At 59.8% G+C, this 25,182-nt stretch carries 25 protein-coding genes and 1 tRNA gene; 8 read left to right on the plus strand and 18 right to left on the minus strand.

Annotated features, from left to right (window positions below; genetic code table 11):
* Positions 1–721: 721 nt before the first annotated feature.
* On the minus strand, positions 722–1,174 hold the full coding sequence (locus tag ACYQ47_RS29950; RefSeq protein ID WP_244827711.1) for a winged helix-turn-helix transcriptional regulator: 453 nt from the start codon (positions 1,172–1,174) through the stop codon (positions 722–724).
* Positions 1,175–1,298: 124 nt separating this feature from the next.
* Between ACYQ47_RS29950 and ACYQ47_RS29955 the strand changes: the two genes are divergently transcribed.
* Both ACYQ47_RS29955 and ACYQ47_RS29960 read left to right on the plus strand, forming a co-directional pair.
* Positions 1,299–1,934 carry an NADPH-dependent F420 reductase gene (locus ACYQ47_RS29955; RefSeq protein ID WP_459908348.1) on the plus strand — a complete coding sequence of 212 codons (636 nt, stop codon included), beginning with the start codon at positions 1,299–1,301 and terminating at the stop codon, positions 1,932–1,934.
* A gap of 52 nt (positions 1,935–1,986) precedes the next feature.
* The gene (locus ACYQ47_RS29960) at positions 1,987–2,925 is read left to right on the plus strand and encodes an SDR family oxidoreductase (RefSeq protein ID WP_250508900.1); all 939 of its coding nucleotides are present in this window, start codon (positions 1,987–1,989) and stop codon (positions 2,923–2,925) included.
* A 60-nt stretch (positions 2,926–2,985) separates the two neighbouring features.
* Here ACYQ47_RS29960 and ACYQ47_RS29965 read toward each other — a convergent pair whose 3' ends face one another.
* Positions 2,986–3,354: a winged helix-turn-helix transcriptional regulator gene (locus tag ACYQ47_RS29965; RefSeq protein ID WP_250464428.1), complete on the minus strand. Its 369-nt coding sequence runs from the start codon at positions 3,352–3,354 to the stop codon at positions 2,986–2,988.
* 108 nt (positions 3,355–3,462) lie between these two features.
* Here ACYQ47_RS29965 and ACYQ47_RS29970 point away from each other — a divergent pair, with 108 nt between their 5' ends.
* The 5 genes from ACYQ47_RS29970 (at position 3,463) to ACYQ47_RS29990 (ending at position 8,192) form a co-directional block, all read left to right on the plus strand.
* Positions 3,463–4,197: an SDR family NAD(P)-dependent oxidoreductase gene (locus ACYQ47_RS29970; protein WP_250492282.1), complete on the plus strand. Its 735-nt coding sequence runs from the start codon at positions 3,463–3,465 to the stop codon at positions 4,195–4,197.
* 199 nt (positions 4,198–4,396) lie between these two features.
* Entirely contained in the window at positions 4,397–4,792 is a 396-nt protein-coding gene (locus ACYQ47_RS29975; protein WP_309842587.1) for a nuclear transport factor 2 family protein, read from the plus strand.
* 528 nt (positions 4,793–5,320) lie between these two features.
* The gene (locus ACYQ47_RS29980) at positions 5,321–5,929 is read left to right on the plus strand and encodes a CatB-related O-acetyltransferase (protein ID WP_459908351.1); all 609 of its coding nucleotides are present in this window, start codon (positions 5,321–5,323) and stop codon (positions 5,927–5,929) included.
* 259 nt (positions 5,930–6,188) lie between these two features.
* A protein-coding gene (locus ACYQ47_RS29985) for an IS3 family transposase (RefSeq protein ID WP_459909376.1) occupies positions 6,189–7,387 on the plus strand; the annotation gives its coding sequence in 2 pieces (ribosomal slippage) (positions 6,189–6,504 and positions 6,504–7,387; 1,200 coding nt in all).
* Positions 7,388–7,784: 397 nt separating this feature from the next.
* Positions 7,785–8,192 (plus strand): hypothetical protein, encoded by a 408-nt coding sequence (locus ACYQ47_RS29990; RefSeq protein ID WP_244827705.1) that lies wholly within the window; start codon positions 7,785–7,787, stop codon positions 8,190–8,192.
* A gap of 1,384 nt (positions 8,193–9,576) precedes the next feature.
* Here the strand turns inward: ACYQ47_RS29990 and ACYQ47_RS29995 are convergent.
* The 14 genes from ACYQ47_RS29995 to ACYQ47_RS30060 all read right to left on the minus strand — a co-directional run bounded on the left by ACYQ47_RS29995 (position 9,577) and on the right by ACYQ47_RS30060 (position 23,142).
* Positions 9,577–9,960: a MerR family transcriptional regulator gene (locus ACYQ47_RS29995; RefSeq protein ID WP_244827704.1), complete on the minus strand. Its 384-nt coding sequence runs from the start codon at positions 9,958–9,960 to the stop codon at positions 9,577–9,579.
* Positions 9,961–10,044: 84 nt separating this feature from the next.
* On the minus strand, positions 10,045–10,452 hold the full coding sequence (locus ACYQ47_RS30000) for an integration host factor subunit alpha (protein ID WP_244827703.1): 408 nt from the start codon (positions 10,450–10,452) through the stop codon (positions 10,045–10,047).
* A gap of 72 nt (positions 10,453–10,524) precedes the next feature.
* The gene (pheT, locus tag ACYQ47_RS30005) at positions 10,525–12,957 is read right to left on the minus strand and encodes a phenylalanine--tRNA ligase subunit beta (protein ID WP_459908354.1); all 2,433 of its coding nucleotides are present in this window, start codon (positions 12,955–12,957) and stop codon (positions 10,525–10,527) included.
* A gap of 78 nt (positions 12,958–13,035) precedes the next feature.
* The gene (gene pheS, locus ACYQ47_RS30010; RefSeq protein ID WP_244827701.1) at positions 13,036–14,049 is read right to left on the minus strand and encodes a phenylalanine--tRNA ligase subunit alpha; all 1,014 of its coding nucleotides are present in this window, start codon (positions 14,047–14,049) and stop codon (positions 13,036–13,038) included.
* Between the two features lie 202 nt (positions 14,050–14,251).
* Complete coding sequence (gene rplT, locus ACYQ47_RS30015; protein ID WP_050454097.1) at positions 14,252–14,611, minus strand: 50S ribosomal protein L20; 360 nt, start codon at positions 14,609–14,611, stop codon at positions 14,252–14,254.
* Between the two features lie 29 nt (positions 14,612–14,640).
* Entirely contained in the window at positions 14,641–14,838 is a 198-nt protein-coding gene (rpmI, locus tag ACYQ47_RS30020) for a 50S ribosomal protein L35 (RefSeq protein ID WP_244827700.1), read from the minus strand.
* A 229-nt stretch (positions 14,839–15,067) separates the two neighbouring features.
* Positions 15,068–15,595, minus strand: a complete 528-nt coding sequence (infC, locus tag ACYQ47_RS30025) for a translation initiation factor IF-3 (RefSeq protein WP_074168877.1) — start codon at positions 15,593–15,595, stop codon at positions 15,068–15,070.
* Positions 15,596–15,642: 47 nt separating this feature from the next.
* Positions 15,643–17,550, minus strand: coding sequence for a threonine--tRNA ligase (thrS, locus tag ACYQ47_RS30030; protein WP_244827699.1), 1,908 nt, complete (start codon positions 17,548–17,550; stop codon positions 15,643–15,645).
* A gap of 284 nt (positions 17,551–17,834) precedes the next feature.
* A tRNA-Val gene (locus ACYQ47_RS30035) sits at positions 17,835–17,911 on the minus strand.
* 124 nt (positions 17,912–18,035) lie between these two features.
* On the minus strand, positions 18,036–20,258 hold the full coding sequence (locus ACYQ47_RS30040; protein ID WP_250464417.1) for a RelA/SpoT family protein: 2,223 nt from the start codon (positions 20,256–20,258) through the stop codon (positions 18,036–18,038).
* Positions 20,259–20,288: 30 nt separating this feature from the next.
* Positions 20,289–20,639, minus strand: a complete 351-nt coding sequence (locus ACYQ47_RS30045; RefSeq protein ID WP_244827697.1) for a RidA family protein — start codon at positions 20,637–20,639, stop codon at positions 20,289–20,291.
* A 60-nt stretch (positions 20,640–20,699) separates the two neighbouring features.
* Positions 20,700–21,620: an alpha/beta fold hydrolase gene (locus ACYQ47_RS30050; RefSeq protein WP_459908359.1), complete on the minus strand. Its 921-nt coding sequence runs from the start codon at positions 21,618–21,620 to the stop codon at positions 20,700–20,702.
* A 173-nt stretch (positions 21,621–21,793) separates the two neighbouring features.
* Positions 21,794–22,435 (minus strand): CoA transferase subunit B, encoded by a 642-nt coding sequence (locus ACYQ47_RS30055; RefSeq protein ID WP_459908361.1) that lies wholly within the window; start codon positions 22,433–22,435, stop codon positions 21,794–21,796.
* A 2-nt stretch (positions 22,436–22,437) separates the two neighbouring features.
* Positions 22,438–23,142, minus strand: a complete 705-nt coding sequence (locus ACYQ47_RS30060; protein ID WP_244827694.1) for a CoA transferase subunit A — start codon at positions 23,140–23,142, stop codon at positions 22,438–22,440.
* Positions 23,143–23,336: 194 nt separating this feature from the next.
* Here ACYQ47_RS30060 and ACYQ47_RS30065 point away from each other — a divergent pair, with 194 nt between their 5' ends.
* Positions 23,337–23,882 (plus strand): LuxR C-terminal-related transcriptional regulator, encoded by a 546-nt coding sequence (locus ACYQ47_RS30065; RefSeq protein WP_250464414.1) that lies wholly within the window; start codon positions 23,337–23,339, stop codon positions 23,880–23,882.
* Between the two features lie 10 nt (positions 23,883–23,892).
* Here the strand turns inward: ACYQ47_RS30065 and ACYQ47_RS30070 are convergent, their stop codons facing one another.
* Both ACYQ47_RS30070 and ACYQ47_RS30075 read right to left on the minus strand, forming a co-directional pair.
* Positions 23,893–24,324, minus strand: a complete 432-nt coding sequence (locus ACYQ47_RS30070; protein ID WP_250464412.1) for an acyl-CoA thioesterase — start codon at positions 24,322–24,324, stop codon at positions 23,893–23,895.
* Positions 24,325–24,350: 26 nt separating this feature from the next.
* Positions 24,351–25,124: an SDR family oxidoreductase gene (locus ACYQ47_RS30075; RefSeq protein WP_244827691.1), complete on the minus strand. Its 774-nt coding sequence runs from the start codon at positions 25,122–25,124 to the stop codon at positions 24,351–24,353.
* Positions 25,125–25,182 lie beyond the last annotated feature (58 nt).

The following is a 25,182-nucleotide window of genomic DNA, read 5'->3' on the forward strand; positions in this document are numbered from 1 at the left end:
GGCCAATGATTTGAAGGTGCAGATGCAGCGCAAGCGCTCGCCGGACACACGACGGCAGAGATGACGGCGCACTACACGAAGTCTCGCGAAGTCGAGCGAGTAACGCCTGTCCCTCTGCGTCGAGCGAGCTAAAAAACTGTCTAACTTGCCTGAAAACGTTCCGCAAACCCGCGCCAGAACTTGCTCAACGTTTACGCACCAAGTTAGACAAACACACTTAACTGTTAGATTTTTGTAGCAGTGCATCGCCGCATGGGGTGCAGGTGGTCGGAGGTTCAAATCCTCTCGCCCCGACCAAATTAAGCCCGCGTAATCTTTTGATTACGCGGGCTTTCTCATTTGTATGTCCATGGCGGAAGAAGCGATTCTGACGGCTTCCAAAAGAACGCCGCCGAAGCGCATTGCGTACAGTCAAGATGAAACTCCTGCGCGGCTGAATCGTCATCTCGTCCTGCGCGCGCGTGGCGTGTGCTACGGCGGACTGAAGTGCGTCGATGTAGTGGTCGCGCTTTCTCTGCATCCGTTATCGCGCTCGCCGTAATGTCTTAGACCGCGTACGGAATGGAGCCGAAGCCGGCGCGACTTTTCGCCCGCTCAGGCCACTGAACCTCAATCACGGTCTCCAGAACCGTTCTCGACATCGGGCCGCTATTCGCCGCACCTCTCGGCTAGCCATGCGCGCATCGTCTATCGACGTAGCACGGCTTTCTTGCCATCCTGTCTATTCCTTGCTCTCCGGAAACATACATCCGCCATTCCGAACCAGCGTCTTTACCTCTTCGCTCACCAGCAGGGGACTTTGCCTTAATCGGGCAATGAAAGCCTTACTTCGCCGAACGTACGACTTTGAATCGTACTTCGCGCTCCATAGGACGATGTTCAGCACGACAGGGATGAGGTCCAAGCCCTTCTCGGTCAGCGTGTAGAAGTCACGGCGCCCATCGTCGGGGCTGGGCGCCCTCGAGAGAATTCCTTGTTCCTCAAGAAACGCAAGGCGGGACGCAAGGACATTGGTCGCGATTCCCTCTTCCGATCTCAGAAACTCGCCATACGTCTTCTTGCCAACAAAGACGATGTCGCGAATGATCAAGAGCGACCACCGGTCGCCAAAGATCTCCACGCCGTAGTTCACCGCGCAATGGGATCGAAGGTCTTCTTTGGATGTCGTCTTCATGGCCAAATATTAACATCGCTTGCATGAAGCAAGTAAATTTCCTCCTTTACTTGTTTTTTGCAAGTTATGTGAATAGGATGGTTGCTAGTGGTTACGAGCACCACCCAACTCACCAGGAGACTGCATGAGCACGATCAGCATCATTGGTACAGGCGGCATGGCCGCAGCGATCGGCGGCCTTGCCGCCAAGGCGGGACACACAGTCGAGGTAATTAGCCGCGACGCTGCCAAGGCGCGGGCGCTTGCCGAAGAGTTTGGAGCCAACGCGACGACAGGAACGTTCGGCGTCGCCCCGGCCGGGGACATGGTCATCCTGGCGCTTCCCTACCCAGCCGTTCTCGACGTGGTGAAGCAATACGGGAACGAGCTTGCAGGCAAGGTTCTCGTGGACATCACCAATCCCATTGCCTCCGATCACGTGAGCTTCGTGACTCCGGGCGACAGCTTCGGCGCGCGGGAGATCGCCAAGGCCGCGCCTACCGACGCGAAAATCGTCAAGGCGTTCAACACCCTGTTTTCTCACGTCCTGGCTGCCGGTCCAGTAGAGGGCCGCCTGTTGGACGTGTTCATCGCCGGGGACGATGCACAGGCGAAAGCACGCGTCTCGGCATTCGTCGCGAGCCTCGGACTGCGCCCGATGGATACCGGGCCGCTGCTCATGGCGAAGACGCTGGAGCACGTCAGCCTGCTGTCGCTGGGACTGCTCACTCACTCCGTCAAGCACGCCAACTTCTCAATCGGCGTCAGCCTGTTCGGCTGATTGCACCAGCGCCACGACATCTCGCATCACATCTTCTAGAGGGAGCAATAACATGCACGTTTTCGTCACGGGCGGGACCGGCCATATCGGTTCGTACATCATTCCCGAGCTCATCGCCGCCGGCCACGAGGTAACCGGCCTCGCCAGGTCGGACAAATCAGCGGCGGCGGTGTCCGCGCTCGGCGCAAAGGTGCGTCGCGGCGATATCTCCGATCTTAGTGAACTGAAGGCCGCGGCGTCGGAGTCAGACGGTGTCATCCATGTCGCGCATAGACAAGACCTGCTTCCCTCTGGCGGGCTCGATGCCGTGGCCGCCGCGGAACTCCGGATCATGCTTGCGTATGGCGACGCACTGGCCGGAACCGGCAAGCCGCTGGTCGTGTCGGCGAGCATCGGCTCACCCGGATGGGAAAGCCTCGGCCGGCCCGTCAGCGAGGATGACCCTGCCCTTCCGGCCGGCGATGCATACAAAGGAACCCTGCGAGTTCGTAACGTCGTGGAGCTCGCCGTGATAGCACTCGCGCAGCGGGGCGTGCGGTCTTCGGTCGTGCGGATTCCTCCCATCGCGCACAGCACGAGCGATGCAGGCTTCCTCCCGTTGCTGATTGCGCTCGCAAAGGACAAGGGCGTCATCGGTTATCCGGGAGACGGCGCAAACTTGTGGCCGGCCGTGCATGGCCGCGACCTCGCCACCTTGTTCCGTCTCGCGCTGGAGAAAGGTCCGGCTGGCAAAAGTTGGCACGGCATCGAGGGCGAGGGCATCGCTTTGCGCGAGATCGCCGAGGCCATCGGCAGCCGCCTGGGCCTGCCGGCCGTGAGCATTCCCATCGACGTGCTGATGCTGCCGGGATACTTTGGCTTCCTGACAAACCTGGTCACGCTGGACCTTCCGGCGTCCAATCTCATCACGCGTCAGGCTCTCGGCTGGAAGCCTGCCCAGCCCGGCCTGATCGAGGACCTCGACAATGGCCACTACTTCCCTGCTCTTTGAGTGGCGAAAACAGCGCGGGCACGTTTTGATAGCGCGTTGAACGTGGATGTCGGCTGTCTTTTATCTCAACCTGTCGCGCTCAGCGAGCATGTTCACCATTTCCGCCATATTCTCGGTTCCCCAAGTGCACAGCGGGACGATCTTGTCGGCCAGGCTTCGACCGAGCGGCGTCAGCGTGTAGTCCACGCGCGGTGGCACCTCCTGATAGTCGGTCCGCGCGAGGACGCGATCGGCTTCGAGTTCCTTCAATTGCTGGATCAGCACCTTGGCGCTGACGCCGTGGACATTGCGCTTGAGTTCGCCGTAGCGCTTCGGGCCGTCGAGCAGGAAGTACAAGATCAGTGGCTTCCATTTGCCCGCGATGATGCTGAGGGTCGCGGCTAGCCCGTAAGAGTAGCGGCCACCACAGGTCGGAGAACAGTCGGTCATTTCGTGGTTACCAAAAGGTGCATACTTGTTCTTAGGTTAGTCCAACTGCATACTTGTTTCAAGCAAGCGATTCCTGCTTCCGTACAACTTGAAAGAAGGATGCACGACATGACCAGACTTAACGGAAAGACGGCTGTCATCACCGGTGGTGCCACGGGCATTGGCCGCGCGGCAGCGAAGCGCTTCATCGAGGAAGGCGCTTTCGTCTTCATCTTCGGCCGTCGGCAAGACGCACTCGACGATGCCGTGGCCGACCTCGGGCCCAATGCCCGCGCGGTAAAGGGCTCGGTCTCGGATGAGGCCGACCTCGACCGACTTTATGCAGCGGTGAAGGACGAGCGCGGGACCCTCGATATCGTCTTTGCGAATGCCGGCGCGGGAAGCCAGCTAGCGCTCGGCAAGATTACCGCCGAGCACATCGACGAAGCCTTCGACACCAATGTGAAGGGTTCGATCTTCACGGTCCAGAAGGCGTTGCCGCTGATGCGCGATGGCGGTTCGATCATCCTGACCGGATCGAGCGCCGGCACTACGGGCGCTCCTGGAATGAGCGCCTACAGCGCGAGCAAGGCGGCCGTGCGCAACCTCGCGCGAACGTGGGCGGAGGACCTGAAAGGCACCGGCATCCGTGTGAACGTGTTGTCACCCGGGGCGACGGCAACCGAACTCGCGAAGGAAGCGCTGGGCGAGGAAGGCCAGAAGATTTTCGCCTCGATGACTCCGCTTCAGCGCATGGCCGATCCGGCCGAGATCGGAGCGGTGGCTGCCTTTCTCGCGTCGTCGGACAGCAGCTTCATGACCGCCAGCGAGGTGGCCGTCGATGGCGGCTTGGCGCAACTTTGATGTGTTGTGGCGGCTCTGGCTAACGTCGTTCGCAGTGCCCCTTCAGTGGGCTTGTTGGTCGACGGCGGAAAGCGTGGGTCCTAAGTGCCGCGTGTTGGACTGCAAACCGCGCGGCACATCGATGGAGCAGCGGCCGTCCGACGTAAGAGCGCGAACTGTTCCAGTTGCGGGCCTGTGTCACAAACATGGAGAGATACCGATGAGCACACAAGCGAACGTCCAGGTCGTGAAGGATTTTTTTGCCGCGCTGGGCAGCGGCGATAAGCAAGCTTTGCTGGCCATTTCCGCAGAAGACATCGAGTGGATCGTTCCGGGCGAGTGGGCGCTGGCCGGCACCCACCGTGGACACGCGGACTTGGCGAACCTGTTGCAGAAGGCGTCCGAGATGGTGGATACGTCCTACCCCGCCCCGCCCGAATTCGTTGCTCAGGGTGACCGGGTTCTGGTCGTCGGCTTCGCGACGGGCCGAATCAAAGCCACGAACAAGACCTTCGAAGACCACTGGATCTTTGCCATCATCGTTCGCAATGGCAAAGTCGCGAGCATTCGCGAGTACATCGACACGCTTGCACTGGCCCGGGCCTCCGAACTTTAAGGCTAGTCGTTGTGTTGGGCGACGGAAGATCAGCAAGTCGCTGCGTTCGTAGTCTCCCCCGAGCTGGCTGATAGCCATCAACCTCGAAGAACTCATATTTGATAACTAGCAGCGGGATGAGCGGTTTCATAGTCGGATGCCTGCGCACTTCCGCGTCCCGCCAGACTTGAGACGCCTCTTTACCTTCCGCCGCGCCACTTCCGCGGCATCGTTGCGCCACTGACCGTCAGATACTTTCGCCCGCATAGCGAGGAAGCGTTCACGCTTTGCAGCGGGCTTTGTCATGGCGAGAGGAAGATCCGCTCTGTCCCGCACATCAAGGAATTCAAAGTCATTTCGGCCCGCTTGCTATCATGCCTGCCTGCGTGACGGCGGCTCGTAGTAGCGCCACAAGCCAAGCTCAAGTGTCTTCTAGCACGGGCCAACAGTGTGGATACGAAGGATTTGTGTGCACAGCGCCGTCCGGCTAATCGGCTTGACAACGACGACTTTCACAACGGCCCCAGCGCGCGAGACAGGTGATGAAGCATGAAGCCGCTATCTAAATTTTTTTCGAGAAAGGCCCCGCAACCAGCAGTCGAGGTTCCGTTACCGCCACCGGAAGTGACTGACGGACGGTTCTTTTTCCCAGTTCAGGAAATCAGAGTCGCGGTCGGTAACCACAGTCATATAAACCGACCAACCGTTTATTACTGGGGGGCTCCGTGTGCATTTGAGGTTGGGCATTACTGCTCAATTGCTCAGGGAGCAACATTCGTGTTAGGCGGCGAGCATCCGAAGCTTTCGTTGTCTACGAACACGACGCTGCATCAAATAAATGCTTCCAATAGATGGAAGGGAGACGTCGTCATTGGCAACGATGTCTGGGTCGGCGCAAACACCACCATCCTTTCAGGCGTTACGATCCACACCGGAGCGATCATCGGGGCGGGCGCCACGATCAGCAAAGATGTTCCTGCTTACGCGATAGTCGTCGGTAATCCGCAGCGCGTTCTGCGTTATCGCTTCGAGCCAGAGGTGACAGCCCGATTACTCGACTCACGTTGGTGGGAGCACAATCCGGAGACGTTGAATCCGCTCTTGATGAAAAGCACAGATATAAATGATTTTCTAATGCTGTTTGAGAATTCGGTTTGAGGGATGGCGGATTCGTTTGGCGTCTTGTTCATTTGCTTCTCGTTCAACGATGAGGAATGCGTCTCTGAAGGACCACGGGTGATGAAGCCGCACTGCCCTCTCTACAAAACTCCTGTAGGCGTGTCCGATACTGGCTCCGCTTGCGGCATCGACGCTTTGCCGATCTGGAGTAGCCCCTTGAATCTCAGGACACGAGACACCCCTTAAAATAAGAGGGAATCTTGTGACTAGTTTCAAGCCTAGGCAAATTGTGGAAAGCATTGAAGTTCTGACCGAGCCGGAGCGCCGTCGTCGACGTTCGGTCCAGGAGAAGGTGGCCATCGTGCAGGAAACCCTGGAGCCGGGAGCAACGGTTTCAGCGGTTGCCCGGCGGCACGGGGTCAACCCAAACCAGGTGTTTGCGTGGCGCAAGCAATACGAGGAAGTCAGCCTGGCTGCGGTGAAGGCTGGAGAAGCCGTGGTACCCGCTTCGCAGTTGGCCACAGCGATGAAGGAAATCAGGGAACTGCAGCGTCTGCTTGGCAAGAAGACGCAGGAGGCAGAAATCCTGAAGGAAGCAGTCGAGTATGGCCGCTCAAAAAACTGGATTGCGCGCTCGCCCTTACTGCCCGGGGACGACCAATGAAAACGGTCTGCGATGTTCTCGGCGTGGCGCGCTCTGCTTTGGCAGTCAGAAAAGCCCGCTCTCCAGACTGGCAGGACGGCCGCCGCGCCCGACAGACCGACGACACGGAACTGGTCGCTGCAATCCACGAGCATGTGGCGGGCTTGCCGACTTATGGATACCGACGAGTCTGGGCATTGCTGCGACGTAGTCACGAATTGACCGGTGCGCCGTGCGTGAACGCCAAGCGGGTCTATCGCGTCATGCGTGACCATCAGTTGCTGCTCCGGCGCCTTGGCCAGCGACGCGATACCCGCCGACATGATGGACGCATTGCCGTTGACCAGAGTAACGTCCGCTGGTGCTCGGACGGCTTCGAGTTCCGTTGTGACGATGGCTCGCCGTTGCGCGTGACGTTCGCGCTGGACTGCCATGACCGGGAAGCTATTAGTTGGGCAGCGACTACTGGCGGCCATAGCGGCGACGTCGTGCGCGATGTGATGCTCGCAGCGGTCGAGCAACGCTTCGGCACGCCGCAGGCAGGCGCACCCATCGAATGGCTGTCGGACAACGGCTCTGCCTACATCGACCACCGTACGCGCAGCTTTGCCCGCGAGTTGGGTCTGGAACCGTTGACGACGCCTGTTCGTTCGCCGCAGAGTAACGGTATGGCCGAGTCGTTTGTGAAGACAATCAAGCACGATTACATTGCCTTTATGCATAAGCCTGATGTGCCAACAGCGCTCTCACATCTGGCTGGCGCCTTTGAGCATTACAACGAACGCCACCCGCATAAGGCACTGAAGTACCGTTCCCCCCGGGAGTTCCGGCGAACCTCTGCATCATCAACTTAACGGTGTCTGCGTGTCCTGAGTTACAGGGGCAACTCCACGATCCTAGCTGTACTCTCTTGTGCGGAATCGCCTTGCCCGTTATCGCCGAGCAGATCCTACTGCCAAAAATCATTTGACCCATGCGCTTCGATGCGGACAACCGCTTCTTCGCGCAATCTATCGACAAATCATCGGATCAGTTCGAGCGGCCACGATTGTTAGGCACACGCAGTTGTTTGCCGTTGCACCTTGATCGCCACCTGAAAGACTGCGAGGCACGCGAGTGTCATGCAAATCACGCCAAACTTTCGACAGGCCTGACGCTGATTGCGGCGTTTCGTTAAGTGGCGCACTCAACTTCTAACCAGACTGCCTCATATTCCGATCATGATCATTAAATAAAAAATCGGGGCGTGCCGTGTCAGCCATTCTCTCAGTTGTCGTCCGCGGTGCCACCGCCAGCCTCCACTATCTCGGGCGTCGAGACAAGAAGCCGGAGGTGACAGCGGATGCACTCGCACATGTCTATCGTGAAGTGCTCGGAACGCTCGCCGAGCTTTCGGGCGTTGTGTTCCGAGTCATGTATCAGACTGATCCTGAACGGCCTTGGCCCAAGGCCGTGCTTGAGGAACTAGAACGCAAGCACGCTGAAATCAAAGACCTGGCGAACACGTCCGGCCATCTGCTGCAAGTGGATGCCCTTGAGGCATTGCAATTCATCGCCAATGGCGAGGCACGTCAGGCAGGCATGCAACAGTTCCTGGAAGCTATCGACGCCGCACATCAGGTGGTCAGTCGACAGTGCCGTCTTGCTCAACAGAGCTGATCTAGCGATTGCAAGCGTTGTCGTAATGCAATGGTCACTCGGCGCGAGGCGCCTGTAGTGGTGAAGCCTCTTGCTCAGCGAATACCGTCCTTTGTCAATCGACCGTCGGACAGGGACCACCGTCGCACATCCTGGACTTTACGAATGCATCGCCGCCAGAGAATTGCCGTGCTGCTCGAGATGGGCCGACTCGTCGTGCGAAACCCGAGAGTTGCTTATCCTCTTCTGACCGTGCTCTCCCGCACGTGTGCAGAAAAATGGGCGGCAGTCGCCATGCCGAAGTTCATACGCGAAAATGCGCGCGCTAAAACGTTCAGATAGGTTCACGCGCTGCACGCAAAGCAAAAAACACTGAACTCGCGGCGTTCGCGATGATTGACCGTGCCTGCCTTAACGCGATTTTGACGCGACGCTTAACTACCGGTTCACCGCATAAAAAAGCAAGGCACCGAACCGGCGGTTAGAACCTCGACGGACTCATCCACCGTTAGTCCGCACAGAAGCGCTATTTTGTCCGGTCGATGCATCGCGATTCTGCGGCGTATGGATAACGACGAACAGTCGACGCATTTCACAATACTGTCGCCCTAATCAAACTTTCCGAAGCGCTATGGCACCGCTTGCTTCACAGCACTTGAAAACTTGTCGCTGCTTTTCTCAATTGCGCATGACTTTGCACGCTGAAAAGTAGTTCGAAAAGCAAACGTTTGCGGTATGCTCGCCGAAACCGTCAGGAGTTTGTTCCGAAGCGCTTGGATTCATCGGTTTTCACTGTAGATCAGAAACGAGAAAGTATCGTCTCCCTAAGGCAACTGCCCGCTTTTACTCAGACTTAAAAGGCACAAAAACCACTTGTAACTCAGGCCCTTAAGCTCTAATCTTAAAGTGACGTATAAGGAACGCCGCCTGATGCCTTCGCTTGCTCTCGCGCCTGTCGTTCAAAGGCAACCGCTGTCAGTCCGAACTTCCAGCTTGCGTCTCGAAGTCGCAAGATGGTTCGTTTCGGTGTCACCCGCGCGCGTTACACGGTTCGGCCGCATCTATCTGGGCGGGAGCCGCTATGTATGTGTGAGCGCATACAAGAATGGCGGGCGCTTTGCGCTGTACTTCTTCCATCACGGACCTGATGACTGGCGTATCTATCCGCCTATGGGTATGGGGCCGAGCCTTGTGTACTGGTCGGTTGGTGTAGAGGCTCCAAGCGCGAACCTGACCGTCGGCTGATAGATTCAACCCATGCTTTGTGATTCGCCATCGCGCGGGTAGAACGGCACCATACAGCCCATGTTCTTCGCGTAGTCGCACTCGGAACGCAATGCACCCAGACCAAAAAAATGCCGCGAGTCCGTCGCGGCATTGGTCATTCCTACAAGACAAGCGGCATTCAGCCACCGAGCAAATCGATCACCTGCGTGATCTCCTTGCGCAACTGATCGACATCGACGCCCGCTGAAGGCGCAGCCGCTACGCCCTCGATATCTTCGGCTTCGGCGTCATCGCTGATCGGGCGGCCTTGCGAATCAAGCCGATTACGCGCGCCGTTGATGGTGAATCCCTGCTCGTACAGCAGTTCGCGAATCCGCCGGATCAGCAGCACTTCATGATGCTGATAGTAGCGCCGATTGCCGCGCCGCTTGACCGGCCTCAGCTGCGTAAACTCCTGCTCCCAATAGCGCAGCACGTGCGGCTTGACACCGCACAGCTCGCTGACTTCGCCAATCGTGAAATAACGCTTGGCCGGGATCGGAGGCAAGACGACTTTTTCCATCGTCGATCAACCATCTTGGTGAGTGATGTCGATGAAGCACGGCAAGCAAAAGCGATTCGCGCGATGTTCAGCGCATGAGCGAATTCAACGTGTGAGACCTGACTCCGCTCCCGTTTCCACCAGCGCCTTCAACTTCTGACTTGCATGAAATGTGACGACCCGCCGTGCCGCGATAGGAATGGCTTCGCCAGTCTTCGGATTGCGTCCCGGACGCTGCGGCTTGTCGCGCAACTGGAAGTTGCCGAAGCCGGAGAGTTTGACGCTATCGCCGCTTTCGAGCGCGTCGCGAATGACTTCGAAGAAGGCTTCGACCATGTCTTTCGCTTCGCGCTTGTTCAAGCCGACATGGTCGAACAGCATCTCGGCCAGTTCGGCTTTCGTGAGCGTGGGCGTGTCATTGGACACGGCGCCCGAAGTCGGGATATCTCGGGTCATGGCGCTACGCTGCGCCGAAAGAAGGGCTTCGAAATCACTCGAGTTCATTTGGTTCATATGGGTAAAACGGCGGACGACGATGAAGACGGACTAAGCCAACTGCAGGCCAACTACATGCCCAACCGCAGGCTATCCGCGCAACCGCGCGCCGTGTACTCGAGCCAGGCGATCCACCAGCGTTTTGATGGCCGTATCGACCGTTTCATCCTGAAGCGTGCCGCCAGTATCTTGCAACGTAACACGGAAGGCAAGACTTTTCTCGTGCTCCGCCAACCCACCGGAAGTATTTGATTTTGGACGAAATTCGTCGAAAAGCGCAACCCTTGTGACGTGCTTGCAGGCAGGTTCGGAACGGGCATTTTCAAGCTCGTCGAGCAACGCCTGGAGCGGTACTTTCTGATCCACGACGACGGCGATATCACGCCGCACGGGCGGGAATTTCGACACTTCCGAAGGCGCCGGCAGCGCGCGATCCATCAACGCGTCCGCTTCGATTTCGAAGAGGATCGGCGCATGCGGCAGGTCGTACTTTTGCTGCCAGCGCGGATGCAGTTCGCCGATCCAGCCCACCGCCCGGCCCGCCACTTCGACACGCGCGCTGCGTCCCGGATGCAGCGCCGGATGCTCCGCCTTCACGAAGCGCGGTACGACGGGAGCGAACAGCGCTTCGACGTCGCTCTTCACGTCGAAGAAGTCGACGCTGCGCGACGGCGCGCCCCATTGCTCGTCGAGCGCGGGACCGTAGGCGAGACCGCCGATCATCTTCGGTTGCGCGAAACCTTCGACAGCCAATTCGCCCGCCGTGACCGATGCATCGCGCAGAAACACACGCCCTGCTTCGAACACGCGAATACGGTCCGCGCGTCGGTTCAGGTTGTAGCGCAGTACGTCGATCAGACTGCCGAACAGCGTCGTGCGCATGACCGAAAGCTGACTCGCGATCGGATTGATGAGCTTCACCGGATTGTCGTTGCCGGCGAAATCCTTCTCCCAGTCGGCATCGACGAAACTGAAGTTCACGGTCTCCGAATAGTCGCGCGCGGCCACGGCATGACGCAATGTGTGAATCGAGCGCCTCGTTTCGTTCGTGCGCCGCATTTCGCTGGCAGCAACCGGCGGGCGCGCGGGAATTTTCTCGAAACCGTAGATACGCGCGACTTCCTCGATCAGATCTTCCTCGATCTCGATATCGAAGCGATAAGCCGGCGGCGTCACGCTGAAGGTATCGCCGTCGCGCTCGAAAGCGAGATTCAGACGCGTGAAAATCTGTGCGATCTCGTCCACGCTAATGTCCACGCCGATAATGCGGTGCGCGCGCGACACGCGCATGGTCACCGGATGACGCTCGGGCACGTTGACGGTCTGATCGTCCACCGGGCCGGCCTCGCCGCCGCAGATGTCGAGGATCAGTCGCGAAATGCGTTCGATATGCTCGACAGTGGTCGAGTAATCGACCCCGCGTTCGAAGCGATGCGCGGCGTCCGTCGAGAAGTTGTATTTGCGCGCACGGCCGCGAATGGCGTCCGGCCACCAGAAGGCGGCTTCGAGATAGATGTTGGTGGTATCGAGCGTGACAGCCGTGCTGTCGCCGCCCATGATGCCCGCGAGGCTTTCGACCTGCGCGCCGTCCGCGATCACGCCGACGGTTTCATCCAGTTCGACAGTGTTGCCGTTGAGCAGCTTGAGCGATTCGCCCTTCTTGCCCCAACGCACTTCGATACCGCCGTGAATCTTGTCGAGATCGAACACGTGCGAGGGACGGCCGAGTTCAAGCATCACGAAATTCGAGATATCGACGAGCGCCGAGATGCTGCGTTGACCGGCGCGTTCGAGGCGCTCGACCATCCATTGCGGCGTCTTCGCGCGCGCGTTCACACCGCGAATCACGCGACCTGAAAAGCGGCCGCACAGATTCGGCGCGAGGATTTTTACTGGCAGCTTTTCGTCGAGCTTGACCTCGACCGGCGGCATGTCGAGCGACTTCAACGTCGCGCCCGTGATCGCGGCGGTTTCGCGCGCGACGCCAAAAACCGAAAGGCAGTCCGCCTTGTTCGGCGTGAGCTTGATCTCGAAGACGGTGTCGTCGAGATTGAGCGCTTCGCGAATGTCTTGTCCGATCGGCGTATCGGCCGGAAGGATCAGCAAGCCGCTATGGTCTTCCGAGAGCTTCAGTTCGCGCGCCGAGCACAGCATGCCCTGGCTTTCGACACCGCGCAGCTTCGAGAGCTTGATCGCGAAAGGCGCGCCACCGGCTTCGGCAGGCGGCAACTCCGCGCCGACCAGCGCGACTGGCACCTTGATACCGGGCGTCACGTTCGGCGCGCCGCACACGATGTTCAACTGCTCGCCCGTGCCGGCATCGACCTGACAGACGTTGAGCTTGTCGGCGTCCGGATGCTTCGCCACTTCCAGCACTTGTCCGACGACGATCTTCTTGGTCGGCGGCGCGACCGGCCGCAGGTCTTCGACTTCGAGACCGGCCATCGTGAGTGCGTGCGCAAGTTCGTCGGTCGTGAGTGCGGGATCGACGAAGCTTCGGAGCCAGGATTCTGGGAATTGCATGTGTGTCTACGTTCGAATGAGGTGGTGTCTCTCGCCCGGTTGCTGTTGCCAAACCGGGCTCCGCGGGCCGTGCGGCGTTTAAGCGAACTGGCGCAGAAAACGCAGGTCGTTCTCGAAGAACAGACGCAAGTCCTGCACGCCGTAACGCAGCATGGCGAGACGCTCGAGGCCGCTACCGAACGCAAAACCGATATAGCGCTCCGGGTCGAGCCCCATGTTGCGGATGACGGTCGGATGTACTTGACCCGAGCCGGAGATTTCCAGCCACTTGCCCGCGTTCTTGCCGTGTTCGAACATCATGTCGATCTCGGCCGACGGCTCCGTGAACGGAAAATACGACGGGCGGAAGCGCACGAGAATGTCGTCGCGCTCGAAAAACTTCTTGAGGAAATCGGTATAGACGCCCTTCAGGTCCGCAAAGCTGATGTTCTCTTCGATCCACAGGCCTTCGACCTGGTTGAACATGGGCGAATGCGTGGCGTCGCTGTCCACGCGATACGTGCGGCCCGGCACGATCACCTTGATCGGCGGCTTGTTCATGCGCGCGTAGCGCACTTGCATCGGGCTCGTGTGCGTGCGCAGCAACAGCGGACGGCCTTCGGCATCTTTACCATCGACGTAGAAGGTGTCCTGCATCGAGCGCGCCGGATGGTTCTCAGGGCTATTGAGCGCCGTGAAGTTGTACCAGTCGGTTTCGATCTCGGGACCGTCCGCGACATCGAAGCCGATCGTGCCGAAGATGCGCTCCACGCGCTCCCACGTGCGCATGACCGGATGCAGCGTGCCCGTGCTCGCGCCGCGTCCGGGCAAGGTAACGTCGATAGCTTCGGCGGCGAGCCGCTGGTTGAGGAGCGCGTCGGCCAGCGCCTGACGACGCGCGTTGAGCGCCGCTTCGACTTGCTGCTTGGCCACGTTGATCCGCGCGCCTTCGGTCTTCTTTGCCTCCGGATCGAGCTTGCCGAGACCCTTCAGCAGTTCGGTCAGCGCGCCGGATTTGCCGAGAAAGCGGGCCTTCGCGTTTTCGAGCGCGGCGGCGTCGGAGGCTTCTTCAAAGGCGCTTTTTGCGTCGGCGACAATCTGGTCCAGATCCATTGATCCCATCTTTTCAACGTCGAAGTTCTAACTGAATTACGGTTTGGCTTATGCGCACGATTGGTTCGTACGCCTCACATGCGATAAGCAAAACCGTCCGACCAACAAAAACGGGGCTCGGTGAGAGCCCCGTTTTCTACCTTCGCGCCACCCTGAACAACCGGACGACGCTCAGGCGAACCACGCAGTACTAATTTCGCAATTAGGCTGCAACGGCGGCTTTCACCTGATTCACGATCGCAGCAAAAGCAGCCTTGTCGAACACAGCCATGTCGGCCAGCACCTTACGGTCGAGTTCGATCGAAGCCTTCTTCAGGCCGTTGATGAACACGCTGTACGTCATGTCGTGCTGACGCACCGCCGCGTTGATACGCGTGATCCACAATGCGCGGAACACACGCTTCTTGTTGCGGCGATCGCGATAGGCGTATTGCCCTGCGCGCATTACCGCTTGCTTGGCGATGCGATAGACGTTATTGCGACGGCCGCGGTAACCCTTGGCCAGACGGATGATCTTCTTGTGACGGGCCCGTGCGGTAACCCCACGTTTTACTCGAGGCATGTTGCGCTCCTATGAGTGTCGGTTAAGGGTTAAGCGAACGGCAACATTGCGCGGACGGAGTTCAGATTTGACTCATGAACGGCCGTCGTGCCACGCAAATGGCGTTTGTTCTTGGTGGTTTTCTTGGTAAGAATGTGGCGCTTGAAGGCCTGACCGCGCTTGACGGTACCGCCCGGACGCACCACGAAGCGCTTTGCAGCACTCTTCTTGGTCTTCATCTTCGGCATGAAACTACTCCAGTTTATTAGATGGTCATGGGTGTGCGGATGATCCGTCAAACAAACATCGGACCCCTTGCCGCCCTTCGAAACCCACGCTCCACTTATGTGCGGACAGCCTTTTGTGGCTACCGCTTTTCATGAGCGGCGTCACCAAAGTGACGCCAGCCCTGAAACCACCTGCGATGCCGCGCTCACGCTTTTCAACGGCGCGCGATCCAACGCTTTACGACGCTCGTTACTTACCCTTTTTCTTCGGGGCAAGCACCATGATCATCTGACGCCCTTCCATCTTCGGCATTTGCTCGACTTGGCCGTATTCGTCCAGATCCGTCTTCAGACGTTCGAGCATGCGCATGCCGATTTCCTGGTGCGCCATTTCCCGACCGCGGAAACGCAACGTGATTTTCGTCTTGTCGCCGTCTTCGAGGAAGCGCGTGAGGTTACGCAGCTTGACGTTGTAATCACCGTCGTCCGTGCCGGGGCGGAATTTGACTTCCTTCACCTGCACGATCTTCTGCTTGAGCTTCGCCTCGTGCTGCTTCTTCGCTTCCGAGTACTTGAACTTGCCGTAATCCATCAAACGGCAGACAGGCGGTGAAGCCTGCGGCGCGATTTCGACCAGATCCACGTCGAGCTGTTCCGATTGACGGAAAGCCTCGGCCAGTTTCACGATTCCGAGCGGCTCGTTGTCCACTCCGACCAAGCGCACTTCCGGCGCAGTGATTTCACCGTTGATGCGATGTGACGACTTATCAGTAGCGATGTTACGTTTCCTCTAAAAATGAAAAAACAAGCCGCGCTGCGAGTGACTTACTTGAACGCCCGCACTTCCTGCTGCAGACGTTCGAGGAATGCGTCGACCGGCATCACGCCCAGATCGACACCGCCACGAGCACGCACGGCTACGGTTTGTGCATCACGCTCTTTGTCTCCGACGACCAGCAAATACGGAACCTTTTGCAACGTGTGCTCGCGTATTTTATAGCTAATCTTCTCATTGCGCAAATCGCTCTCAACTCTAAGCCCTTGTTTTTGCAACGATTGGGCCAGAGAAGCCGCATATTCGGCCTGACTTTCGGCAATATTCAGCACGACTGCCTGCACAGGCGCGAGCCACGGCGGCATTGCACCGGCATGGTGCTCGATCAGGATGCCGAGGAAACGCTCCATCGACCCGACGATCGCGCGGTGAAGCATGACCGGACGGCGACGGCTGTTGTCCTCGCCGACGTACTCCGCGCCGAGACGCTCCGGCAACACCATGTCGAGCTGCAGCGTACCGCATTGCCAGGACCGGCCGAGCGCGTCCTTGATGTGGTACTCGATTTTCGGACCATAAAACGCGCCCTCGCCCGCGAGTTCCTGCCACTGCAGGCCGCACGCGGTCAGCGCGTCACGCAGGCCTTGCTCCGCGCGATCCCAGGTTTCGTCGGTACCGGCGCGCTGCTCCGGACGCAGCGACAACTTGATGTCGATGTGATCGAAGCCGAAGTCCTTGTACACGCTCATCGCGAGCGTATTGAACGCGATAGATTCGGCGATGAACTGATCTTCCGTGCAGAAGATGTGCGCGTCGTCCTGAACGAAACCGCGCACGCGCATGAGACCATGCAACGCGCCCGACGGCTCGTTGCGATGGCACGATCCGAACTCCGCGTAGCGCAGCGGCAGATCGCGATAAGACCTCAGCCCGTGATTGAACACCTGCACGTGGCCCGGGCAGTTCATCGGCTTGATGGCATAGTCGCGCTTCTCGGACTCGGTCGTGAACATGTTCTCGCGATAGTTCTGCCAATGACCGGACGCTTCCCACAGCGAGCGGTCCATGACCATCGGGGTCTTGATCTCGAGATAGCCGGCCTCATTGATCCGACGGCGCATGTACTGCTCGACCTGCTGCCACAGCGACCAGCCCTTCGGATGCCAGAACACCATGCCCGGCGCTTCGTCCTGCAAATGGAACAGGTCGAGCTGCTTGCCGAGCTTGCGATGATCGCGCTTCTCCGCTTCTTCGAGCATGTGGAGATACGCTTCCTGGTCTTCCTTCTTGGTCCAGGCGGTGCCGTAGATACGCTGCAACTGCTCGTTCTTCGAGTCGCCGCGCCAGTACGCGCCCGCGACCTTCATGAGCTTGAAAACCTTCAGTTTGCCGGTGGACGGCACGTGCGGACCACGGCACAGGTCGGTGAAACCGCCGTGCGAATAGAGCTTGATTTCGTCCGAAGCCGGGATTGATTCGATGATCTCCGCCTTGTACTTCTCGCCGATGCTCTTGAAGTACTCGACCGCTTCGTCGCGCGACACCACGCGCCGCGACACAGGCTCGTCTTTCTTGACGAGGTCCTGCATGCGCTTTTCGATCTTCTCGAGGTCTTCGGGCGTGAAGGGACGGCTGTACGCGAAGTCGTAATAGAAGCCGTTGTCGATGACCGGCCCGATGGTCACCTGCGCCTCGGGGAACAAGTCCTTGACCGCGTAGGCCAGCAAGTGCGCGGCAGAGTGACGAACGACATCGACGCCTTCCGGGTCTTTGTCCGTGACGATGGCGAGCGACGAATCCTGGTCGATGACAAACGACGTGTCGACGAGCTCGCCGTTGAGCTTGCCGGCAAGCGCGGCCTTGGCGAGACCCGCGCCGATCGATGCCGCGACTTCCGCGACGGTCACCGGGTGGTCGTATTGACGGACCGACCCATCAGGCAAACGTACCGAAACCATTTCGTTCTCCAAGACGCCAGCTCACGCCAGGCGAGTTCGACTAAAACATGCCGCTCGATACCGTGCAAAATCCGAGAGACAAAAAAAATGCGGCCCCGCTATCGAGGGGCCGCATTCACTTTTCACACATACCGCAAACAGATTGGCAGAAGGCGAATTAGGTCCTCGACTAGCGTCGCTCCGAAGTTGTTTCGGTCAACGTTCGACGTGCCATATTTTTTCGCCTTGTGCGCAATGCGCTTCTTGCGGATTGAAGACTCGGCGGACCGAGGCTTCGTTTTCGTTGGTAGGCTCGATTGGACTCGAACCAACGACCCCCACCATGTCAAGGTGGTGCTCTAACCAGCTGAGCTACGAGCCTGAAAGAAGTGAGATTATATGGAGCGTTTCGATTTTTGGCAAGTGCATCTGTGCGATGAATCGAAAAATTATTCGTCGATCCGTTCAACTTTTCGCGCAGTGACGCTCCCGGCCGTAGCTAGCGTTCAGGCTCGACGCGCCGCGCGGATCACGCCCACGACTTCCCCGAGCAAGGTGCACGCACGTTGAATCTGCATTGCGTTGGACACTTCCACGGTGAACTGCATGTAGGCTACGTTGCGCCGGCTTTGCGTCTTCACGCCTATCACGTTGATTTTCTCGCGCGCGAAGACTTCCGTGATGTCGCGCAATAGTCCCTGCCGATCCGCCGACTCGACCGACAAATCCACCGGATACACCGACGACCCGCGCCCGTTCATCACCTGCGCCGACCACGTCGTATGCAGCACGCGCTCGGGCGAACGCTGCGCCATGCGCTGGAACGTCGCGCAATCGGAACGATGAATCGACATGCCCTTGCCGCGCGTGACGAACCCCGCAATAGGGTCCGGCGGCGCCGGGCGGCAGCAACGCGCGAGTTGCGTGAGCAACGCATCGACGCCGACGACCAGCACGCCCGTCGATGCCCCGAGCGCCACGCTCTGTCCGCTGCTGCGCTTTTCGAACTGCTCGGGCGTCTCGAGTTCGGGCTCGGGGGGCGGCGTATCGCTCAAGGCCTGTTCGATATTGCGCAGGCTGAATTCGTCCTTGCCGACGACCGAGTAGAGATCCTCGGGCGCCTTGAAGCCGAGTTTGCTCGCGAGCTGATCGAGATTGACCGAGGTCTTCCCTTCGCGCTGCAGCGTCTTTTCGACGATCGCGCGACCTTCCGCGATGTTCTCCGCCGCATCGATCGTGTTGAACCACGCGCGCACCTTCTGCCGCGCGCGCGGGCTGTGCAGATAGCCGAGCTGCGGATTGAGCCAGTCGCGCGACGGGCCGCCCTCCTTCACCGCGACGATCTCGACCGTCTGCCCGTTCTGCAGCGGCGTGTTGAGCGGCACCATGACGCCATCGACACGTGCGCCGCGACAGCGATGCCCAAGCTCGCTATGCAGGTGATACGCGAAGTCGACCGCTGTCGCGCCGTGCGGCAACGCGATCACGCGCGCCTGGGGCGTCAGCACATAGATGTGGTCGTCGTCGAGCGTGGCGTCGCGCAACTGCTGCCAACCGGGCTGCTCGCCTTCGACATCGTCCTTCCAGGCAAGCAACTGGCGCAGAAAGGCGATTTTCTCGTCGTACTTCTCGCTTGCCGTGACCTGGCCCGCATAGCCGCGCGTGCCCGCTTCCTTGTAGCGCCAGTGCGCCGCCACGCCATACTCGGCAAACTGATGCATCTCGTAGGTACGGATCTGCACTTCGAACGCGCGCCCGTCGTCGCCGATCACGACCGTATGCAGCGACTTGTAGCCATTCGGCTTGGGCCGCGAGATGTAGTCGTCGAACTCGCGCGGCACCGGTTGCCACAAGTTGTGCACGATGCCGAGCACGGTATAGCAGTCCTTGATGTCCCCGACGATCACGCGAAACGCGCGTACATCGTTCAGTTCGGAGAAGTCGAGATGCTTGCCGCGCATCTTCTTCCAGATGCTGTAGATGTGCTTTGGCCGGCCGCTGACTTCGGCCTTGATCTGCGCGGTATCGAGTTCAGTTTGCAGCCGCGCGATGGCGTCCGTGACATAAGACTGGCGCTCCACGCGCTTCTCGTCGAGCAACTTCGCGATGCGCTTGTACGTGACCGGGTCCTCGAAGCGGAACGACAGGTCTTCGAGCTCCCACTTGAGTTGCCAGATGCCGAGACGGTTTGCGAGCGGCGCGTAGATTTCCATGGTCTCGCGCGGCACATCGGGCGAGGGATCGATCTTGTTGGCCGCGTGATAGCGCAAGGTTTGCAGGCGCGACGCGAGGCGAATCAGCACCACGCGAATATCCTGCGCGAAAGCAAGCAACATCTTGCGCAATGATTCGACTTGCGCGCGCCGCGCGGCCTGTGCGTCGCGCGTGTTCTCGGGCAAGTCCGCGAGCGTGGCGCGCGAACTGACGGAGCCGAGACGCAAGAGCTTGCGCACATCGCCGACGAGCCGCTGCACTTCCGCGCCGAAGCGCTCCTCGATGACCTTTTCCGGGTCGTCCAAATGCGGCGTCAACACGAAGAGCGCCGCAGCGGCGATCGCGTGAGCGTCGACGTTGAGCGTCTGCATGATGCGCGCCGTGCCTTCCGCGTGCTCGGTGAGCAGTTCGCCCGTCGAGACGCGCGCATCCTTCGCGTGCTCGCGGATGAACGCGAGCGCATCGTCGATGGATGGCTCCGGCAAGGTGTCGGCGATAACGGCGGACTCGGTCATGCGCGAATGACTGCTCTTTGGCGAACCTGCTTAGCGCTGCGCCGCCACGACGACGACTTCCACCAGGCATGCGGGGTTCGCGAGCTTCGCTTCGACGGTAGCGCGCGGCGGCGTGTTGCCCGCGGCGACCCACGAGTCCCACACGGCGTTCATAGCGGCGAAGTGCACCATGTCGGAGACGTAGATTTGCACCGACAACAGATGCGACTTGTCGCTGTTCGCTTCTTCGAGCAGACGGTCGATATGGCCGAGCACTTCGCGCGTCTGGCCGGTGATGTCCTGGTCGGTGTCCTCGGCGATCTGGCCCGCGAGATACACGGTGCCGTTGTGGATGGCGATTTCCGAAAGCCGTGCGCCGACGTGATGACGAGTAACTGCCATATGCGTTCCTGTTCGATGAAGATGCAAATTGGGATAAAGCGCCAGGCGCTCAGCCTGATATTATGCCGCGCCCGCGTCATTTCCGAGAAAGAAGGCGCGCGCGGTGGCGATCTGGTCCGCCGCGAGGAAGGCCGGCGCGTGTCCGGTATCCGCCACTTCGACGCTCGTGACCGCCTGCCCTTTCGACACCATTCGCTTGACCGTCTCGCGCGACAGCAAGTCCGAATGCTCTCCTCTCACGACGAGCACCGGCGTCTTGAACGAGGCCAGCGCATGCCACAAGTACGCTTCACCCGCCGCGTTCTGTTCAGGCGTCGACGCCTTGAACGGCTTCGCGATGTCCGGGTCGTAGCGGAAGCGCCACGCACCATCCTTCTCGTGCAGAAGCGGCGTATTGATGCTTGCCCACTCCTCGTCCGTGAGATTGCCGAACGAAGCCGCAAGCGCGGCGGCGTGCCGCACGCCTTCATCGAGCGAGGCGAAGCGCGTGGGCTTGCCGAGATATTCCCCGATACGCGTGAGCGCGATGGGTTCGATATGCGGTCCCACGTCGTTGATGAGCATCTTGCGAATCGGCGTATTCGGCAAGCCGCCGAGCGCCATGCCGATGAGTCCGCCCATCGAGGTGCCGAACCAGTCCACCGTTTCCACGTTCAGACGCGCGATGAGCGTCACCATGTCCGCGACGTACTGCGGCACGCCGTAATGGCGCGGGTCGGCGAGCCAGTCCGACAGACCGCGCCCGACGACATCCGGACACACCACGCGATACTCGTTTGCGAGCGCCTGCGCCACCTTGTCGAAGTCGCGCCCCGAGCGCGTCAGGCCATGCACGCACATCAGCACGCGCGGATTGGCCGGATCGCCCCATTCGGTGTAGGCCATGCGATGCAGGCCGGCCGGGCTCGCACACTGCACGAAACGCTGGCGCGGCACGGCGGCCGCCGGATGTGGCGCTTCGACGACGATGGATGTGGTCATGGGTATTCCTCGCAGGAAGATGTCGAATCGATTGTAAGCGCCGCGCGCGAAACCGACTGAACATCGGCCGAACGGACGACCCCTTGACCACGGTGATCAAAAACAAAGCGGGCGAAGCCTCGCAGCTCCACCCGCCTTTCCACGTCGAAAGACGCCGCTTTACTTCAACCCGATTACTTCACGCCGCTGACATCCAACGGCGCGCCGGTCTTTTGCTGAATCTCCTCAGCACTGACGCCATCGGCCAGTTCGACGAGCTTGAGACCATTCTCGGTCACGTCGATCACGCCGAGGTCCGTGATGATGCGATCCACCACGCCCACGCCCGTCAGCGGCAGCGAGCATTCTTCGAGAATCTTGTGCTGGTCGCCCTTCGCGACGTGTTCCATCAGCACGACGACCTTCTTCACGCCCGCTACGAGGTCCATCGCGCCGCCCATGCCCTTGATCATCTTGCCGGGAATCATCCAGTTGGCGAGGTCGCCCGTCTTGCTGATCTGCATGGCGCCGAGAATCGCCAGGTTAATGTGGCCGCCGCGGATCATCGCGAATGAATCCGCCGACGAAAAGATCGACGAGCCCGGCAGCGTGGTCACCGTCTGCTTGCCGGCGTTGATGAGATCGGCGTCCACTTCTTCTTCGGTCGGCGACGGGCCGATGCCGAGCAGGCCGTTCTCCGATTGCAGCCATACTTCCACGCCGTCCGGCACATGGTTGGCAACGAGCGTCGGCAAGCCGATGCCGAGGTTCACATAGAAGCCGTCCTGCAATTCCTTCGCCGCGCGCGCGGCCATCTGATCACGAGTCCAAGCCATGGTCATTCTCCTTTCGCGCGGACGATACGTTGCTCAATGCGCTTTTCAGGGTGCGCATTCAGGACGAGCCGCTGCACGAAGATGCCCGGCGTATGGATGTGATCGGGATCGAGCTCGCCTACTTCGACGATCTCTTCCACTTCGGCCACGGTGATCTTGCCGGCCATGGCGCACATTGGATTGAAGTTTCGCGCCGTGCGGCGATAGATAAGATTGCCCGATTTGTCGGCTTTCCATGCCTTCACGATACCGACGTCCGCTGTCAGCGAATGCTCGAGCACGTAATGGTTTTCGCCGAACTGACGCGTTTCCTTGCCGTCCGCGATCACGGTGCCGAAGCCCGTGTTCGTGAAGAACGCCGGGATGCCCGCGCCGCCCGCGCGCAGTTTTTCGGCGAGCGTGCCTTGCGGCGTGAATTCGAGTTCAAGTTCGCCGGCCAGATACTGCCGCTCGAATTCCTTGTTTTCGCCCACGTAAGACGAAATCATTTTCTTGACCTGACGTGTTTCGAGCAGGAGGCCGAGCCCGAAGCCGTCGACACCCGCGTTGTTGCTGATGCAGGTGATGTCCTTCACGCCCGAGTCGCGCAACGCCGCGATCAGCGCTTCGGGAATGCCGCACAGCCCGAAACCGCCGACGGCGAATGTCTGCCCGTCCTTGACGATGCCATCGAGCGCCGCCTTCGCGCTGGGATAGACCTTGTTCATCTGATTGTCCCTTCCATTTGTGAACCCGACTGAAAACCGGCTTTTCTTGGCCGCCGTGGCATGCAAGGCGGCGTTTAGACTTGGGCAAAGATTACGCTTAGCGATCCATCCGGCACAATACGCAAAAATACATAAGTCTTTGCCCGCGCCCTTTGGTTCCGTCCGGGAGCGAAGCACGGGCGCACCTTTTCCTCATGCCTGAACTGGACTACCAAACCGCGTTTCATCTCGCGCCCGTTGGCCTCGTGCTTTCGCGCGAGCGCATCATCGAGGACTGCAACGAGCAGGTCTGCGCCATGTTCGGCTTCGAGCGCGCGGCGCTCATCGGCGAGTCGTTTCAGGTGCTTTATCCGAGTCCGGACGAGTTTGCGCGCATCGGCGAGCGTATTGCCGCGCATATCAGCACGCAAGGCACCTACAGCGACGATCGCATCATGAAGCGCTCGGATGGGGAAATGTTCTGGTGCCACGTCACCGGCCGCGCGCTGGAGCGCGACGCACCGCATGCGGCAGGCGTCTGGACTTTCGAGGATTTGAGCGCGACGCGGCGTGTGGCCATAGAACTGACGCCGCGCGAAAGGGAGATCGCCGCGCAACTCGTGACCGGCAAGACGAGCAAACAAATTGGCCGCGTGCTCGACATTAGCCCGCGCACGGTCGATATCTACCGCGCGCGGCTCATGCGCAAATACGATACGGGCAACGCGACGGAGTTGCTGCAGCGCCTGCTCGGCAACTGAGCGCGCACGCTCATAGTGCGGGCGCAGCCGTCTCGATGATCTGACGAAGCAAGTCCGGCAGCGGCACGGACTTGCCCGCCTTGTAATCCACCCACACGATCTTGGCCGCGCCCTTTGCAAAGAGCTCACCGGGCGCGTCGTCGCGATACAGCTCGAAGTGCGTTTCCAGGCTGCTGCGTCCAGGCTTGCCGACCGACATGCGGCCGATCACGTTGCCCGGATAATGCAGTTGCTGCAGGAATTCCATCGACGCATTGACGATCACCGGCCCTTGTCCCTCGGCGTTCGATCCGACGATGCCGAGCTCTTCGAACCACGAAATTCGCACCTGCTCCATGTAGCGGAAGTAGACGGTGTTGTTGACGTGCCCGAAGGCGTCCATGTCACCCCAACGGATAGGCATGGAAAGTTCGAAGACGGTATGAAAAGGGTTGTTGCTCATGTTTGCCTGGTCAAGATAGCGCGCGTTCAGAGCGAAAAACCGTCGTCCGCCGAGATGACCGCGCCGTTCATGAACTGCGATTCGTCGGCGGCGAGCAAGAGCAGAAGGCCGTCGAGGTCGCCGGGCGAACCCACGCGGCGGCGCGGCAGCATCGACACGAGCTTCTGGCCTTGCTCGGTTTTCCAGTGATGGTGATTGATTTCGGTGTCGATATAACCCGGGCAGATGGCGTTCACATTGATGCCGTGGCGGCCCCATTCGAGCGCCATGGCCTTGGTCATCTGCACGACCGACGCCTTGCTCATGGCGTAGAGGCCGATCTGCGGAAACACGCGCAGTCCCGCCACCGAAGCCACGTTGATGATGCGATACGCCGGCTTGGCCGCGCCGCTGCCGCGCATGATCATGCGCTTGGCTACTTCTTGCGCCACGAAAAACGCGCCGCGCACATTGGTGCCGAAGACGTATTCGTAGTCGGAGGGCGTGACGTCGGTCAGCTTCTGCGTGGTCGACACACCCGAATTATTCACGAGGATGTCGATGGTACCGGCTTCCGTCTCCGCATGCGCGACCGCGGACTTGATGCTCTGATAGTCGGTCACGTCCAGCGACACGACATGCGCCGCGCCACCCGATGCCTCGATTTCCGCGCGCAATTCCTTGAGACGCTCGGTGCGGCGGCTCGCCAGCACCACTTTCGCGCCGGCTTGCGACAGTACTTGCGCAAAACGCTTTCCAAGTCCACTGGACGCGCCGGTAATCAGCGCGACCTTGCCTTCCAGATTGATCGAACGGCCCATTGTGCTTCCTTCTTTTACGGTTGATTCGGCCTTACGCGGCACGCGGCATGCGCCAGTC

This window comes from Caballeronia sp. HLA56, from assembly GCF_054655155.1.